General features: G+C 30.7%; 15 protein-coding genes. 9 read left to right on the top strand and 6 right to left on the bottom strand.

Going from position 1 to position 17,702, the window contains the following annotated elements; genetic code table 11:
- Nucleotides 1-91 precede the first annotated feature (91 nt).
- The gene (locus Q0997_RS14565; RefSeq protein WP_299890091.1) at nt 92-871 is read left to right on the top strand and encodes a dienelactone hydrolase family protein; all 780 of its coding nucleotides are present in this window, start codon (nt 92-94) and stop codon (nt 869-871) included.
- On the opposite strand, the gene murF is transcribed toward Q0997_RS14565, so the two are convergent.
- Both murF and gldJ read right to left on the bottom strand, forming a co-directional pair.
- Nucleotides 857-2,140, bottom strand: coding sequence for a UDP-N-acetylmuramoyl-tripeptide--D-alanyl-D-alanine ligase (murF, locus tag Q0997_RS14560; protein ID WP_299890089.1), 1,284 nt, complete (start codon nt 2,138-2,140; stop codon nt 857-859). The two genes, Q0997_RS14565 and murF, sit on opposite strands and share 15 nt — an antisense overlap.
- A 68-nt stretch (nt 2,141-2,208) precedes the next feature.
- The gene (gene gldJ, locus Q0997_RS14555) at nt 2,209-3,891 is read right to left on the bottom strand and encodes a gliding motility lipoprotein GldJ (RefSeq protein ID WP_299890087.1); all 1,683 of its coding nucleotides are present in this window, start codon (nt 3,889-3,891) and stop codon (nt 2,209-2,211) included.
- A 265-nt stretch (nt 3,892-4,156) separates the two neighbouring features.
- Between gldJ and porU the strand changes: the two genes are divergently transcribed.
- The 7 genes from porU (at nt 4,157) to Q0997_RS14520 (ending at nt 14,381) form a co-directional block, all read left to right on the top strand.
- Entirely contained in the window at nt 4,157-8,032 is a 3,876-nt protein-coding gene (porU, locus tag Q0997_RS14550) for a type IX secretion system sortase PorU (RefSeq protein ID WP_299890085.1), read from the top strand.
- A 32-nt stretch (nt 8,033-8,064) separates the two neighbouring features.
- Nucleotides 8,065-9,306: a type IX secretion system outer membrane channel protein PorV gene (porV, locus tag Q0997_RS14545; protein ID WP_299890083.1), complete on the top strand. Its 1,242-nt coding sequence runs from the start codon at nt 8,065-8,067 to the stop codon at nt 9,304-9,306.
- 94 nt (nt 9,307-9,400) lie between these two features.
- Nucleotides 9,401-9,883: a cytidine deaminase gene (cdd, locus tag Q0997_RS14540; protein WP_299890081.1), complete on the top strand. Its 483-nt coding sequence runs from the start codon at nt 9,401-9,403 to the stop codon at nt 9,881-9,883.
- Between the two features lie 110 nt (nt 9,884-9,993).
- Nucleotides 9,994-10,995, top strand: a complete 1,002-nt coding sequence (pdhA, locus tag Q0997_RS14535) for a pyruvate dehydrogenase (acetyl-transferring) E1 component subunit alpha (RefSeq protein WP_299890079.1) — start codon at nt 9,994-9,996, stop codon at nt 10,993-10,995.
- 5 nt (nt 10,996-11,000) lie between these two features.
- Complete coding sequence (locus Q0997_RS14530; RefSeq protein WP_299890077.1) at nt 11,001-12,617, top strand: pyruvate dehydrogenase complex dihydrolipoamide acetyltransferase; 1,617 nt, start codon at nt 11,001-11,003, stop codon at nt 12,615-12,617.
- Nucleotides 12,618-12,715: 98 nt separating this feature from the next.
- Nucleotides 12,716-13,705 (top strand): M20/M25/M40 family metallo-hydrolase, encoded by a 990-nt coding sequence (locus Q0997_RS14525; RefSeq protein ID WP_299890076.1) that lies wholly within the window; start codon nt 12,716-12,718, stop codon nt 13,703-13,705.
- Entirely contained in the window at nt 13,695-14,381 is a 687-nt protein-coding gene (locus Q0997_RS14520; protein WP_299890074.1) for an SDR family oxidoreductase, read from the top strand. Before Q0997_RS14525 ends, Q0997_RS14520 begins: the two co-directional genes overlap by 11 nt.
- A 137-nt stretch (nt 14,382-14,518) precedes the next feature.
- On the opposite strand, the gene Q0997_RS14515 is transcribed toward Q0997_RS14520, so the two are convergent.
- Nucleotides 14,519-14,941, bottom strand: a complete 423-nt coding sequence (locus Q0997_RS14515) for a hypothetical protein (RefSeq protein WP_299890073.1) — start codon at nt 14,939-14,941, stop codon at nt 14,519-14,521.
- 184 nt (nt 14,942-15,125) lie between these two features.
- Here Q0997_RS14515 and Q0997_RS14510 point away from each other — a divergent pair, with 184 nt between their 5' ends.
- The gene (locus tag Q0997_RS14510) at nt 15,126-15,680 is read left to right on the top strand and encodes a thioredoxin family protein (RefSeq protein ID WP_299890071.1); all 555 of its coding nucleotides are present in this window, start codon (nt 15,126-15,128) and stop codon (nt 15,678-15,680) included.
- A gap of 3 nt (nt 15,681-15,683) precedes the next feature.
- Here Q0997_RS14510 and Q0997_RS14505 read toward each other — a convergent pair whose 3' ends face one another.
- Genes Q0997_RS14505 through Q0997_RS14495 form a run of 3 tightly spaced genes read right to left on the bottom strand, consistent with a single transcriptional unit; the run spans nt 15,684 to nt 17,579 of the window.
- Entirely contained in the window at nt 15,684-16,178 is a 495-nt protein-coding gene (locus Q0997_RS14505; protein WP_299890069.1) for a hypothetical protein, read from the bottom strand.
- Between the two features lie 10 nt (nt 16,179-16,188).
- Nucleotides 16,189-16,692 carry a hypothetical protein gene (locus tag Q0997_RS14500; protein WP_299890068.1) on the bottom strand — a complete coding sequence of 168 codons (504 nt, stop codon included), beginning with the start codon at nt 16,690-16,692 and terminating at the stop codon, nt 16,189-16,191.
- Complete coding sequence (locus Q0997_RS14495; protein ID WP_299890066.1) at nt 16,689-17,579, bottom strand: hypothetical protein; 891 nt, start codon at nt 17,577-17,579, stop codon at nt 16,689-16,691. The genes Q0997_RS14500 and Q0997_RS14495 overlap by 4 nt, the downstream gene beginning before the upstream one ends.
- Between the last annotated feature and the right edge of the window lie 123 nt (nt 17,580-17,702).

The following is a 17,702-nucleotide window of genomic DNA, read 5'->3' as shown; positions in this document are numbered from 1 at the left end:
GTCTTTATTTTATATAAGTAAAGATAAAGTAACCAGCTACTTATGTAGCTGGTTATGTTTTATTTTTTATCTTTAATTTAAAATAGTCACAATGAGAAAAATAGTGTTATGCGTTTTATTTTTAAGTCTTATTATAGCTTGTAAAACAGATAAAAAAAAAGAGCAAATTGTTAAGAACGAGATTGAAGTTGTAGAAAAGAAAACTTTAAAAGAAACTATTACTTTTCCGTCTAAAGATGGATTAACAATTACTGCAGATGTTTATAAAGTAAATAATAAACCAGTATCTATACTATTATGCCATCAAGCTGGATTTAGTAGAGGTGAATATAAAGATACTGCTGTTAAATTAAATGAATTAGGTTATTCTGTAATGGCTATAGATCAGCGTTCTGGTAATATTGCAAATGATATAGTTAATGAAACTGCTAAGTTAGCTAAATCTAAAGATCTGGGAACAGCTTTTTTAGATGCTAGACAAGATATAGAAGCTGCAATAGACTATACTTATATAAATAATGGTAATAAAGAAATACTATTAGTAGGAAGTTCTTATTCTGCAACTTTAGCACTTTTAATAGCCAATAAAAATGATAAAATTAATGCAGTTGCAGCATTTAGCCCAGGCGAATATTTTAAAGGAATGAATATTCAAGAATCTATAAAAACATTGTCAAAACCAGTTTTTGTTACTGCATCTAATAATGAAACCAAAGCATTAGAGGAGATGATGAGTAAAGTCAATAAAGAAAAACTAGTACATTATAAACCTAAAGAAAAAGGGATACATGGTTCAAGAGCATTATGGATTACTACTGAAGGTGTAGATGGCTATTGGAAAGCTTTTAAATCATTTTTAAAGCAAATCTAAAATACGCTCTAAAGCCATACCTCTAGAACCTTTAATAAGAATCGTTGCATTTTTATAAGAATTAGAATCAAATACTTCTTTTAAATCTTCAAAAGACTCATAACGCTTAATATAATCTAAATTGCTCGTGCTCTTATAGAAGTGTTCACCAACTAATATGGCTTGTTGAATGTTTAATTTTTCTATTAGGTTACTAATCTCTTGGTGTTCTTCTTCTGAAGAAGAACCAAGCTCAAACATATCTCCAAGTATTACAATTTTACTACTGTCAGACAAATTTTCGAAATTAGAAAGAGCTGCTTTCATACTACTAGGATTAGCATTGTAAGCATCTAAAATAATTTTATTAGTAGACTTTGTAATAATTTGAGAGCGATTATTAGTTGGGACATAGTTTTCAATACCTTTTTTTATAGAATTAATATCTACATTAAAATGTTTAGCAATAATTACTGCTGCACAAATATTTGTAAAGTTGTACTCTCCAATTAAATTAGAATTTATAACAACATTATCAGCTTTAAGAGAAACAAAAGGGTTTGCGTTTGTGGAAATTATATTGTAATAATTTTCATCTGTTTTACTAAATCCAATTTTTTTCGTGTAAGCATTAAGCTTTTCCTTTTGTAAATTATCATCAGCATTTAAAAAAATATGCTTGTCGTTATCCATGAGGAATTTATAAAGCTCGCTTTTACCTTTTATAACACCTTCAATACCTCCAAAACCTTCTAAATGGGCTTTCCCAAAATTGGTAATATAACCAAAGTCAGGTTTTGCTATTTCGCATAAAAATTCAATTTCTTTTAAGTGATTAGCTCCCATTTCTACGATACCAATTTCTGTTTCTTTGGTCATAGATAAAATGGTTAGAGGTACTCCAATATGATTATTTAAATTACCAACAGTTGCTGTAGTATTATATTTTTGAGATAGCGTAGCATTAATAAGTTCTTTAGTAGTCGTTTTTCCATTACTACCTGTTAAGGCTATTATGGGAGTATTTAAGTAATTACGATGATAAGTAGCTAGAGCTTGTAAAGTTGCAAGACTATCATCAACTAGTATGGTTTGAGAAGAAGTATTATATTCTGCTTCATCAACAATTGCATATTTAGCTCCTTTTTCTAGAGCCATTTTTGCAAACTTATTGCCATTAAAATTATCACCTTTTAAGGCAAAGAATAAATTGTTTTGCGAAACTTTTCTAGTATCAGTACTAATACTATTACAGTCCAAAAAAAGAGAATGAATGTAGTTTATTTTCATGAAATAAAAATATAAAAAAAGTCCTAACTAAATTGTTAGGACTTTTAAATAATTTAAGACTAAAAGTATTAGTTTTTAGTTTTGTTTTTATTTTTTGATTTAGAACCTACTCTAGACATAGCACATCTAAATCCAATATAGTCTGTAGCCATATTTTGCGGGAAATAGCGTCTTTGTGCTGGATCTAACCAATATTCTCTATCTCTCCAAGAACCTCCTTTGTATACACGAACTTCATCGTTAATAAGAGATGTTCTTTTGTTCGATTTATCCCATTCTCTAATCATAGTTCCAGTAGAATCGTATTCTATACTGTGATTAGGTGAATTATACATTTTACGTGTAGTTGTTGCAGTTTCTTCAGATTCAACTTCATCATCAAATCCTTCGTCATATAGACGAGAAGATTGTTTGTCTCCATCTCTAAAGTTACGGTTATCACTTCTGTCAAAGTTTGTTCTTAAATACGTCTCATTTTCATCTACAGGTTGAGTTGCAATTTCTCCTGGTAAATCTCGAGCAATAACTTTTCCGTTAGGTAAAGTATCGTATACAATCTCATCAGTAGTAACAATTTTTACTGTACCATCTTCATTAAGAACATTCTTAGTATAAACATTTCCACGGTAATAATTGAAATCGTTAAATTCATCATCTACAATAGGTCTGTAAACATCAGCAACCCATTCAGCAACGTTACCAGCCATATCATATAAACCATAATCATTAGGCTCATAAGATTTTACTTGAGCAGTAATATCTGCACCATCATCAGACCATCCAGCAATACCACCATAATCTCCTTTACCTTGCTTAAAGTTAGCTAATTGATCACCACGAACTTTACGCTTGCCTGAACGAGTATATTGTCCATCCCAAGGATATTTTTTACGTCCTCTATATACATTATAACTTCTTAATTCAGATAAACCTAAAGCAGCATATTCCCACTCAGCTTCTGTTGGTAGTCTATATTTAGGAGAGATAACTCCTGTTTGTCTAGAAGCAAAAACATTTATTTCGTTTCCTTCTTTATCTAATTGAGGTTTTAATTTACCTCCTCTAATTATATCTTCATTTCCACCAAAAGTTTGCGTTGGTGTATTTATATATGTATCTGTATTAAAGTTAGCATCAGCAGTAGCTTCTAAATGGCTATCTTGTTTTAAATAACCTTCTCTTTGAAGCGCCATTTCTTGAACTCTATCCGATCTCCAGTTTGCATATTCAACAGCTTGAATCCAACTAACACCAACTACTGGATATTGTCCATACCCTGGATGACGTAAATAGTTGTTTGTCATTACCTCATTATAACCTAAACGATTTCTCCATACTAATGTATCAGGAACAACACCATCATAAATCTTACGGAAATTTTCATCCTCTGGAGGATAAATTTCTTTTATCCAATCTATATACATTAAGTAATTTTGATTGGTAACTTCAGTTTCATCCATATAGAACGATTGAATATGTTGTTGATTAGGTGTGTTATTCCAATCATGCATAACATCATCTTGAACACGACCCATTGTAAAAGTTCCACCTTCAACAAATACAGTTCCAGGAGGTGTTTCTTGTTCTTTAAATTTAGTGTTGTATTGGAAACCTCCATCTTTAGAGTTTATGTCCCAACCGGTAGCACTATCAGTATTAGAACCTCCTCCAGATCGACCACAACTAACCAAGGTAAGCGAAACCGCTATTGTCATTAGAATCCTTGATAAAATTACTTTTTTCATATTCATACGTTTAAGTAAAATAAATTTTATTTTTGGTGACGCAATATAAGAATTAAAGCCAACTTTACAAGTTATTTTTCGAAAATTGATTAAAAAAAATTGCATTTCATCCTGTTTATTTACATTACATCGATGGTTTTTTTTAGCATCATCTCTGTTTTGAAACTGTATAACGTGCCTTTTTTTAATTTATTATTGTAATTTTGAACTCTTTTTAAGAAAAAATTAAGATACCAATAATAACAATGAAATAACTTCGTTATTAAAAGCAATGAAAAAGATACTATTTGTAATTACTATGCTAGCTTGTGCTACAGTTTTTTCTCAGCAAAAAAAGTTTAGCCTTAATTGGGATGGGGTTAAAACCTTTCAGGCTGGAATATATGATATTCAAGTTCCTGCTTTTGCTTCTAAAGAGAATTTTAAATTTTCTCTTAAGGATGGATTGCAATTTGTTTCACAATGGAGTATTGATACTAAGATTAATGAACAGAGTGTTTCTATATCTAATGTATCTTATGCTACGATATCTAAAGATCAGCTTAAAAATTTAGACCTGTCTACTATTCCTAATACTATAAAAGTAGAACTTAAAAATGCGATTGATAGAGATAAAAATTATGCAGCATTAAGTGTCTCTGCCATTATTAAAAACAATAATGTATATAAAAGAATAACATCTTTTACTATTAATTACAATGTTTCACAAAATAGAGTGTCTTTTAATAGAAACCCACCAATAACAAACTCTGTATTAAATTCTGGTTCATGGTATAGATTTGCTATTAATGAAACAGGTGTTTATAAATTGTCTAAATCATTTTTAAGTCAATTAGGAATCAATACAGCTAATATTGACCCTAGAACCATTAAAATTTATGGTAATGGAGGACAAATGTTACCTTTTCTTAATAATGCAAACTATCCTCTAGATCCAATTGAAAATGCAATTAAAGTAATTGGCGAGGAAGATGGAGTGTTAAACGATAGTGATTATATATTGTTTTACGGGATTGGTCCAAAAGGAAGAGTAGAAGTACCTACAATTAATACTAATTTGAATCCTTATATTGATAATGCGTTTTATTATATTTCTTTTGGTTCTGGATTAGGTAGACGTATTCAACCTTTTCAAGAGCCTACAGATCCAGTAACTTTATCTATTAATAAGTTTCAAGATTATAAATATCATGAAGTAGATGAATTTAGTTTAGGATTGGTAGGACGTAGATGGTTTGGGGATAAATTTGATATTGAAACATCTAAAAATTTCGATTTTAATTTTCCAAGTATAGATACTACCACACCAATAAATATTAAGCTTATAGCTGCTACTACATCTGGGAATACTGTAAATATGCAGGTTAATGCTAATGGAAATGCGCTAACAACACTTGTTATACCTGGAGTTGTTGATCCTAATGTGGTTTCTGAAGTAGAATATGTAGGAGTAGTACCAGTTGCAAATGATAATGTTACCGTACAACTAAATTATGATAACCTAGGCGTGCCAAGTGGAGCAGGTTATATAGATTATCTTTCAATTGAAGCAACACGATTACTAGTTTTTAATAGTATTCCATTAGAGTTTAAAAATAATGAGACAGCTCAAGCTTCTGGAGTTGGAGAATATACTATAACTAATGCAGGTAATTTATTAGAAGTTTGGAATGTAACGGATAATGTTAATGTAACGAATAAAATTAATGATGGATCAGCTACGTTTAGTTATAAATCTACACTAGGGGCTTTAAAAACATATGTTGCTATTGGTAATTCTGGGTTTAAAACACCAATAGTGCCATCAAATACTAGAGTTGCAAATCAAAATATAAAAGGTACAATATTTAATAGCGCTCAAGGTAATTTTGAAGATATAGATTACCTTATTGTTACGCCGAAATCACATTTAAATCAAGCAGAAAGATTAGCTCAAATTAACAGAGTTCAAAATAATTTAACTGTAAGAGTTTTAACAGCAGAGTCTATATATAATGAGTTTAGTACAGGTAATAGAGATATTTCAGCTATTAGAAATGCAGTAAAATATATATATGATAATGCAAGTACACCAGACAATAGGATAAAGTATTTATGTTTATTTGGAGATACCTCTTTTGATTATAAAGGAAGATTATCTTCTAATACTTACAATCTACCATTGTGGAATGCCTACAGCAGTTTTAATTATACTAATTCATTCATTTCTGATGATTTTTATGGTTTTATGGACCCAGATGAAGGTGATTTAGATAATTCAAATAGTACAGATAAATTAGATATAGCCGTTGGAAGAATTCTTGCAGATTCTCCACAAAGAGCTAAGGAAATGGTAGATAAAGTTCAGTTGTATTATGACAAAGAAGCCTATGGAAGCTGGAGAAATAATGTACTATTTGTTTCTGATGATATTGATGAAGCATGGGAACAAATATTGCAAGAAACTACCGATGAAATAGCAGATACACTTTCAGATGAAAAACCATTTTTTAATCCAGTAAAAATACATTCAGATTCATTTCAACAACAAGCATCAGCTGGAGGTGATCGTTATCCAGATGTTAGAACAGCTATTATTGATGCTATTGATGATGGTGCTTTAGTTGTTAATTATTTTGGTCACGGAGGAGAAGATGGGTTTGCCTTCGAAAGAATTTATGAAAAATCTGATGCGCCAAATTTAAGAAACGATTGTAAATTAACAACGTTTGTTACTATTACTTGTGATTTTACAAGATTTGATAACCCTTTGAGGGAAACGGCAGGAGAACTTACTTATTGGAATAAAAATGCAGGTGCCATTGCTTTAATTACTACAACAAGAGAGATTTTTGTAAGTGTAGGAGTAACATTCAATAAGAAATTGGATGAGTATCTGTTTTCTTATAATGATACAGATAATTTTAGTGATTTTGAATATCCTACAATGGCTGAGGCACTTAGATTAACTAAAAATGATCCATTAATAAATGCTCAAAAAGAGTTAGTGTTTTTTATAGGAGACCCAGCTATGAAATTAGCTATTCCTGAACCTAATGTTAGACTAACAAGAATTAATGATTCTCCTGTTGTTGGAAATACAGAGGTTTTAGAAGCGCTTAGTTATGCAAAATTAGCTGGAGAAGTAACCGATATAAACGGAAATGTATTATCTAACTACAACGGAAGATTGATTACTACCATATACGATAAACCAATACAACGCCAAACATTGGGTAATGATAATGTAGCAGAAGGTGGACAAGTAATTAAATTAGATTATGAAACTTTAGGACCTGTTATTTTTAGAGGGCAATCTACAGTCACAAATGGTGAATTTGAATTTGATTTTATAGTACCACGCGATATTGGAATACCTGTAGGTTATGGTAAAGTAAGTTTTTATGCCTCAACAGAAAGCCCTTTAAGCGATCAAACTGGTGCAACAACAAATACACTTCAAATAGGAGGTGTTAATGTAAATGCAGCAGAAGATAATCAAGGACCAAACATTGTCTTGCATATGAATGATGAAAGTTTTGCTTCTGGAGGAATTACTAACGATTCTCCAACTTTATTAGTTAAACTCCAAGATGAAAACGGTATTAATACTGCAAGTGGTATAGGACATGATATTGTTGCTATTATTGATGATGATGAAGTTAATCCATTTGTTTTAAATAATTTTTATGTTACGGAATTAGACGATTATACTAGAGGAAATTTAAGTTTTCCGTTTAGGGATTTAAAACCAGGACTGCATACCTTAAAATTAAAAGCCTGGGACGTTTATAATAATTCATCAGTTGCAGAAATTCAATTTAGAGTATTTGACGAAAACGAAACATTAGTAATCGAAAACGTATTAAACTATCCTAATCCATTTATTAACTATACAGAATTTTGGTTTAACCATAATAGCTCTGAAATATTAAATGTTTCTGTTCAAATTTTTACTATTTCTGGTAAGTTAGTGAGAACATTAAATGGGCAAACAACTGGTGTTGGTACTAAATCTACAAGTTCTACTTCTAGAGATATTGTGTGGGATGGAAGAGATGATTTTGGAGATAAAATAGGTAAAGGAACTTATGTTTATAAACTAAAGGTACATTCACCTACAACGAATAAAACGGTAGAGAAAATAGAGAAACTTGTAATCCTGTAATAAAAAATTATATTTGCTTAATAAATTAGTATATGAAAAATAGAATAATAATAGTACTTACTGCATTTTTAGCCCTTAATTTAAATGCACAAACCACAGTTATAGCTGATAACGACTCAAGAGTTATTACTACCGGAGTTCCTTTTTTATTAATAGCTCCAGATGCTAGGGCAGCTTCAATGGGAGATATGGGAGTAGCTACATCAGTAGATGGCTTTTCTCAACAATGGAACTCTTCAAAATATGTATTTTCAACAGCTAAATCTGGATTTGCTATAAGTTATACACCTTATTTAAGTAAATTAGTAAAAGATATATTTTTAGGAAATGTCACTTATTTTAATAGAATAAATGAACAGAGCGCATTTAGTGCTAGTTTTAAATATTTTTCTTTAGGTGAAATTGAGTTTGTAGAAGATGAATTTTCTGAAGCTTTGATTCAAAAACCTAATGAGTTAACTATTGATTTAGCTTATGGCTTGAGATTAAGTGATCAATTTGCAATGTCTGTAGCCATGAGATACCTGCGTTCAGATTTAAAATTAAACTTTGGAGATAACGATACAACTGCTGGAAGTACTTTTGGAGTAGATATATCAGGTTTTTATCAAAGTGAAGAAGAAGCTTATAATGATTTTAATGGACGTACTAGATTAGGTTTTGCATTACAAAATTTAGGTCCAACATTTAAATATGATCAAGGAGGTCAAGAGAATTTTCAGCCAACAACGCTTCGTTTGGGAGGTGGATTTGACTTTATTTTTGATCAGTATAATAAATTAGCAGTTACAGCAGAAGTTGCTAAACTATTAGTGCCTACACCTCCGGTAACTGGAAAAGAAAGAGAGTTTACAGATGCTAATGGAGATGGTGTTTATAATCCAGATGATGGAGATACTTTAGGAGCAGTAGTAAATGATCGCGTAATTATTGATGGAAAAGAAAATCAAGGAGTAGGTTTTATTTCAGGTATATTTCAATCGTTTGGAGATGCACCAGGTGGTTTTAAAGAAGAGTTACAAGAGTTTACTTATGCAGTTGGAGCAGAATATTTATATCAAGATTCTTTTGCTTTTAGAGCAGGATACTTTAATGAACATGAAACAAAAGGAGCACGTAAGTTTTTTGCATTAGGTGCTGGTTTTAAGTATAATGTGATGAATATTGATTTGTCATATTTATTCTCTGCATCAAAAGTACCAAGCCCATTAGAGAGTACATTACGTTTTTCTTTAACGTTTAATCTAGGAGCTAATACTTATGATGAGTACTAAATAAAGAAAAAACAAAAAATCACAAAAAACTATTGCCAAAAGCAATAGTTTTTTTGTCTAAAATAGTTTCATATATTAGTATTAATATAGTTTTATGAAAGAAATAAAAATAGAATCTACACTTTATGCTTATGAATCAGTAGAAAATCTACCTCAAGATATTCAAGAGTTAATGAGCGAAGCTGTAGAAGTAAGAAACAAAGCCTATGCGCCTTATTCGAAATTTAATGTTGGAGCAGCTCTATTATTAGAGAATGGAGAAGTAATCTCTGGTAGTAACCAAGAAAATGCATCTTATCCTTCTGGGTTATGTGCAGAACGTACAGCTATTTATTATGCAGGAGCAAAATATCCTAATGTAAAAATTGTAAAAATGGCTATAACTGCAGCTTCTCAAAAACAAAAAACAGAAAACCCTATACCGCCGTGTGGTGCTTGTAGACAGGCTATTGCTGAATATGAAATTAATCAAGAGACACCAATAGAGATTTACTTTATGGGAGAAATAGGGAAAGTTATAAAATCTAATTCTTTAGCTAATTTGCTGCCGTTAAGTTTTGATAAATCTAACCTATAACGATTTCGTGAAATTTTATCTAAAAATCTACTCATTTTAGTCAATTTTCATTTTTGCTATACCAATTCAAAGTATTACTTTTGTTATCCGTTGACTTAAAACGAAACTAAATGCAAAAAGTAACAAAAGAAGTATACCTTAAATGGTATGAAGACATGTTGTTCTGGAGAAAGTTTGAAGACAAGCTAGCTGCAGTTTATATTCAACAAAAAGTAAGAGGATTTCTTCACTTATATAACGGACAAGAAGCTGTATTAGCAGGAGCATTACATGCAATGGACTTAACAAAAGACAAAATGATTACAGCTTATCGTAATCATGTACAACCTATTGGAATGGGTGTAGATCCTAGACGCGTAATGGCAGAATTATATGGTAAGGCTACCGGAACATCTAAAGGACTTGGTGGTTCTATGCATATTTTTTCTAAAGAGCATCGTTTTTATGGCGGTCATGGTATTGTAGGAGGTCAAATTCCATTAGGAGCAGGAATTGCATTTGGAGATAAGTATCATGATAAAGATGCAGTTACAATATGTTGTTTTGGAGATGGAGCTGCACGTCAAGGTTCGTTACATGAAACATTTAACTTAGCAATGTTATGGAATTTACCTGTAGTATTTGTTTGTGAGAATAATGGCTATGCTATGGGAACCAGTGTTGAGAGAACAGCAAACCATACAGATATATGGAAGTTAGGTCGTGGTTACGAAATGCCTTCTGGTCCTGTAGATGGTATGAATCCAATTAAAGTGGCCGAAGCATTTGATGAAGCAATAACTAGAGCTAGAACTGGTGGTGGACCAACATTTTTAGAAGTTAAAACATATAGATACAGAGGACATTCAATGTCCGATGCTCAACATTATAGAACAAAAGCTGAAGTTGAAGAATACAAAAAAATAGACCCTATTAAGCAAGTGAAAGACATTCTTTTAGAAAAGAAATACGCTAGTGAAGAGGATATTAAAGTGATAGATAAACGTGTTAAAGCTTTAGTTTCTGAGTGTGAGAAATTTGCTGAAGATTCTCCATATCCAGAAAAAAGCGTGATGTACGATGCTGTATATGAGCAAGAAGATTATCCTTTTATAGACCATAAAATTAAATAACGACTATGGCAGAAGTAATTAACATGCCGCGATTAAGCGACACAATGGAAGAAGGTACAGTCGCAACTTGGTTGAAAAAAGTTGGCGATAAAGTAGAAGAAGGAGATATTTTAGCTGAAATTGAAACAGATAAAGCTACTATGGAGTTTGAATCTTTTAACGAAGGTGTTTTACTTTATGTAGGTATTCAAGAAGGAGAAACTGCCAAAGTAGATACATTATTAGCAATTATTGGAGATGAAGGAGAAGATATTTCTGGTTTGTTAAAAGGAAATACTTCTGAAGACCCTAAAACTGAAGCGTTAAAAATAGATGAGCCAAGCGTAGTTAATACGTCTTCTAAAACAGAAGAAGCATTACCTGAAGGTGTTATTGTAGTAACAATGCCACGTTTAAGTGATACTATGGAAGAAGGTACGGTAGCTACTTGGTTAAAAAAAGTTGGAGAAACTGTTGAAGAAGGAGATATTTTAGCTGAGATTGAAACAGATAAAGCGACAATGGAATTTGAATCATTCCAAGCAGGAACTCTATTACATGTTGGTTTAAATGAAGGAGAATCTGCAAAAGTAGATGCTTTATTGGCTATTATTGGTCCAGCTGGAACAGATGTGTCTTCTCTTGCTAAGAACTTTAAAGTAAATAGTGGTTCTGATGCTACTGTTGTAGAAGAAACCCCAAAAGAAGTAGAAGAGAAAAAAGAAGCGCCTAAACAAGATGTTCAAGCCTCAATTTCAACTTCAAATTCAGGTTCTAATGGAAGAGTATTTGCTTCTCCTTTAGCTAAAAAGATGGCTCAAGATAAAGGAATTAATTTATCTCAGGTAAATGGATCTGGTGAAAACGGACGTATAGTAAAGAAAGATATAGAAAATTATACTCCAACAAGTACAGGAGTACAATCATCTACACCTGTAGCTAAATTTGTAGCTTCTGGTCAAGAAGATTTTGACGAGAAAGCAAATTCACAAATGCGTAAAGTAATAGCTAAACGTTTAGGTGAATCTAAATTTACTGCGCCACATTATTACTTAAATGTAGAGTTTGATATGGAAAATGCTATAGCTTTCCGTGGGCAATACAATTCTATTCCTGATGTGAAAATTTCTTATAATGACATGATTATTAAAGCCTGTGCTTTAGCATTACGTCAGCATCCACAAGTAAATTCGCAATGGTTTAGTGATAAAATTAGAACTAATAACCACGTTCATATTGGGGTGGCAGTAGCTGTAGATGAAGGTTTGGTAGTACCTGTAGTAGAATTTGCTAATGAGCAAAGTTTACCTCAAATAGGGGCTTCAGTTAGAGATTTTGCTAAGCGAGCAAGAGCTAAAAAGTTAACACCAGCAGAAATGGAAGGCAGTACATTTACTATATCTAATTTAGGTATGTTTGGGATTGAAAGTTTTACTTCAATTATAAATCAGCCAAACTCTGCAATTCTTTCGGTTGGAGCTATTGTAGAAAAACCAGTAGTAAAAGAAGGACAAGTAGTACCTGGTCATACTATGAAATTAACATTAGCATGTGATCATAGAACTGTAGATGGAGCTACTGGAGCTCAGTTTTTATTAACCTTAAAAGGTTATATTGAAAACCCAGTAACTATGTTAGTATAAAAAGGTGTTCTAAACACTAAAAAGAATCTTATAATACAAAACCTATTTCGATAAAATGAAGTAGGTTTTTTTTATCTTTAAACTCAAATAAAATTTAGATGAAAAAAACAATTTCAATTATAGTATTAGCATTGCTTTTAATCTCTTGTGGGGCTAAATTAAAAGGTAATGATGGGAAACCTGGAAAAGATGGAGTAAGTTCAAAAACTGTAACTATTACAAGTGATGAGGTTAAAGATATTGTAGCTTTTTTAGCATCAGATGATCTTGAAGGAAGAGATACTGGAAGTGCAGGAATTGAATCTTCTGCAAAAATGATTGAATATAAATTTAAAGAAATGGGGCTAAAACCTTATTTCGATGCAACATCATATAGAGATAACTTTAAAATTGGAGAGATGGACGCTTTTAATGTTGTTGGATACCTAGAAGGTAGCGATTCAAAGTTAAAAGAAGAATTTATTATTATTGGTGCGCATTACGATCATATTGGTATAGGGAAAGATGTTAATGGCGATACAATTGCCAATGGAGCTAATGATAACGCAGCTGGTACAAGTGCTGTTTTATCTTTAGCAAAATACTTTGCTGCAAAAAAGAATAATAAAAGGAGTTTATTGTTTGTTACATTTACTGCTGAAGAAAAAGGATTATTGGGGTCAAAACATTTAGCAGAAAGATTAAAAGAGCAAAATTTTAATCTCTATACTATGTTTAATATCGAAATGATAGGTGTGCCTTTTAAAGCTAGAGATTATGAAGCATTTGTTTCTGGATATGAATTATCAAACTTTGCAGAAAAAGCTAATGAATATGCTGGTAATAAGCTGTTAGGTTTTTCAGAAGTTTCAAAAAAATATAGCTTATTTAAACGCTCAGATAACTACCCGTTTTACCAAGCATTTAAAGTGCCATCTCACACTGTTTCGTCTTGTGATTTAACTAATTTTGATTTCTATCATCATGTAGATGATGAAATAGATAAATTAGATTATCCATTTATGGCTAGTTTAATTAATAAAATGGCACCAGTTATTGAGGCAATGAGTAATACAGCAACTAGAGAAATTAGAATGAATGACAACTAAAAACATAATCATCACTGGAACAAGTAGAGGTATTGGTTTTGAGCTAGTACATTTATTTGCAGATCAAGGACATAATGTATTAGCATTATCTAGAAATGCACAGCCTGTTAGTAATTTGCATTTTGATAATATTACTTCTTTTGCTTTCGATTTAAGTAAAAAAGAAGATTATAAAAAAGTAGAAGACTTTATAAAAAATGAGTGGCAACATGTAGATGTTTTAATAAATAATGCAGGGACATTATTAAATAAACCATTTGTGGAAACCACAATGGAAGATTTTGAATATGTTTATAAAACAAATGTGTTTGGTGTAGCAGAAATGACACGTTCTGTGTTACCTTTTATGAAGAGCAATGGACACGTAGTGACCATTAGCTCGATGGGCGGCGTACAAGGTAGTGTTAAGTTCCCAGGGTTGTCTGCTTATAGCTCAAGTAAAGGAGCAGTGGTTACTTTAACAGAATTGTTGGCGGAAGAATATAAAGAAACGGGACCTAGTTTTAATGTGTTGGCCTTAGGAGCCGTGCAAACAGAGATGTTAGCCGAGGCTTTTCCTGGTTATCAAGCACCAACAACTGCTATAGAAATGGCAGAATATATTGCCAATTTCTCTTTAAATGGGAATAAGTATTATAATGGAAAATTATTGCAGGTTTCTAATTCTACACCTTAAATCAAATCTAATTTATATAACTATAAATATTAAAAGTATAACTAGAAGAATTAATATTGCCCAAGCAATTATGACTTTAAATTGTTTGTAGTTTGTTATAGTATCCCGCCAGAGTTATTTTTTTAATTTAATAAACTTTACGAACGCTCTAAAGCTGCGTAGGCATCTGCTCCAGAAAAAGCTTCTGTAGGGAATACGTTGTATTCTAATACTTCTATAATTTTAATAAGTTGTTGGAAGTCTTTCTTTTTATAGATGTTTTTTAACTCATCATCAAATTTAAAAAACATTTCAGACGTATTGTTCTCTGAGTCTTTTCCGTAGAAAAATAAAATTTCATTATTTTTTGGTTTAAAAAAATGATAGTCAGCTACAATACTAGCATCTTTTAAATAATAAATTTTAAGATTAATTTTTTCTGCATCAATATCTTTTTGAAGGTTTAATTCTTCAGGATGTAATCTATAGCGTGTTACTTGTAAAAGAGAGTCTTGATTGTTGTTTTGAGCTATTGAAAATAAAGAGAAAAAAGAAAATAGGAGTATAAGGGAATACTTCATTTAAGGGAATGGTGTTTTAAGGGTTGCTATCAATTATATAACTAAATTGAGTAAAATATATTAAATAAACAAGTTTTTTGTTAAAATGTTTACCATGGTATATTTTACTTCTTTGTAGTCACGTTATTTTTTAAGGGTTTCATAATTAGTATCTTTGCTATATACGTTAAAAATTAAGTTTTGGATGGCATTAACAGAATCAAATAGTTTTAAAAATGGAACCGTAGCACCAGATTTTTCTTTAATAGATACAATTAGTGGAAAAACAATGAGTCTACAAGAACTAAAAGGAAATAAAGGAACAGTAGTAATGTTTATTTGTAATCACTGTCCTTTTGTAGTACATGTAAATCAAGAATTGGTGAAATTAGCTAACGACTACAAGAGTAAAGATATTGGCTTTATTGCTATAAGTAGTAATGATGTTAAAAACTATCCACAGGACAGACCAGAATTAATGAAACAAGTAGCAGTAAATTTAAATTACCCATTTCCATATTTATACGATGAAACACAGCAAGTCGCTAAAGCTTATGATGCCGCTTGTACTCCAGATTTTTATGTATTTGATGGAGATTTAAAAGCGACATATCATGGGCAGTTAGATAATTCAAGACCAGGAAATGGTTTGCCTGTTAATGGGGAAGATTTGAGACAAGCCATTGAGGCTGTTTTAAATAACAATTCGCCTATTGAAATTCAAAAACCTAGTATTGGTTGCAATATTAAATGGAAATAGTACTTATATGTTTAGCTGTTTATTAATTTCTTTTTGGTAGTTTTTTGTGTAGTGCTCACCAAACGTATCAATAACTACAGCAATAGCAAAATGAATCATTAAAGCTGTTAAGATTCCAAAGTATTGTGGTTTAAGTGTTGCTTTAGATAATATAATTGCTAGAATTAAAAAGAGTGATCCGTAAATACATTTTAGAATAAAAAATAGCTTTAAATTTCTCTCGATTACTATTTTGTCTTTTTCTAAATAATCTTTAGGTGCATTTTCATAAACTTCAATCTTGCTATTTACTTTTGTTTCATTATTTACTATAAAATAGCCCGTTATAAAAACTCCTGCTTCAATAGTGCCTATAATAAGCATAGTTATGGCGAATGCTTTAAATTGAGGTTTAGTTAGTAAAAAGAAAAGACCAATAATTATAGATAGTACTCCAATAATTCCTGTGCTTAACCCTAATAAACGTTCACTTTGTAAATAGTGTGATACAAATTCCATGATTTTAAATTTAATTTTTTTTAAATTTTATCTTTTTTGATTTTACAGCTTTACCATCAATATGTATATTTTGTGTTGTTATTTCTGCCCATATAGAATCTTGTTGGCTTTTATTACTTGAAACAACATCGTAGTATATTTTTAATTTTTGTACGCTATCTGAAAGACTAATTACTTCTCCTTTTAAAGTAACATTTTTAATAAGCACATCACCTAAGGTTTTAAAACTCTCATCTGTATAATTTTTTAATTGAGATTCTATCTTTTCATTAAACTCTGGGTGTTTTTCTTTTAGTGCTAATAAATCGTATAGCTCTTGAAGCTTTTCTGTACTTATATCTTTATAAGAAAAACTATTGTTTCCTATTATTTCAATACGTTCAGATTCTTCAATAGCACTTTCTTTGTATTCAGAGATATCTATTTCATTAGCCTCCATATCCATACTTTTCATGGCATCATTTTTACAAGACATTATAATTAATAGAATAAAAATATAGGTTAGTTGTTTCATTTTACTATAAATTTTAAAGTTGCAATCTTTCCATTCTCTATAGTTTTGTCAAGAATTTCTATGCGTTTTAAGCTTTTAGTTGGAATGGTAAGCATACTAATAAACTCTTCTTTAGAATATAATTCTATAGCAATGTTATTTTTAAATAGTCTATATATTTTTGCATCATTAGCAATAAGTGAGTTTAATGTTGTTATATGCTTTTTCCAGTCTTTAATGTTTCCATTAGCATAATAATGAAGCATTAAAGCATAATCGTCTGGTTTTATTTTAATGACTTGATTGGAATTAGAATTAACGTTTCTAACAATAGTGTCGGTTTTATGATATGGAGATTGGACTACAAACTTAATAACATCACTTTTGCTCTTATAAGAGAAACAACCTAGACTATCTGTTTTTAAATATATAGGAGATTCATTGTCTTGAAGTATTTTAATATCAAGAGGAATAGAAGTAATGTTTTCATTTTTAATAGCATCTATAAAACAAAATTCAAAAGTGTTTTTAGAAGATAGATTTATGGCTAAAAGCGCTATAGGAATAATTATTAAAAACCAAAGTTTTGGTAGTGATCTTTTCTTTGTAAGTTTTTTTTGCGTTGTATTTTCTGCTTTAAAAGTATTCCAATTGGTATAGCCTGCATAATTACATAATAGGTTTAATACATCTATTCTAGGTAATTTTTCTGGCGTATTTTTTATATAAGTATAAAACCATTTTTCACTTATTTTTCCTTTCACTTTATCTAACAAATCATTTTGAAAAGCAGCAATTTCTTCTCCTTTCCAATTTTCAATAGAAGATGTAGTACTATTGTTCTCCAAAAATGTAGTTTCTATAGCTTGTTTTAATGTATCGAAAAGATGTTTGTTAATAGTATTCAAATTAAACTAAATGCTTAATTGTTAGTGTTTTGAAAATTGTAAAACAGTTTACAATTGTTTTACAAGGGCTTTTCAAAAGAAAAGTATGTAAACAAAATATGTTTGCTAAAGTAATTCTTAAAA

This window comes from uncultured Lacinutrix sp., assembly GCF_947500325.1.
Classification (GTDB): Bacteria; Bacteroidota; Bacteroidia; order Flavobacteriales; family Flavobacteriaceae; genus Lacinutrix.
The sequence above is the reverse complement of the archived record's forward strand: the minus strand, read 5'-3'. Positions and strand labels throughout refer to the sequence as shown.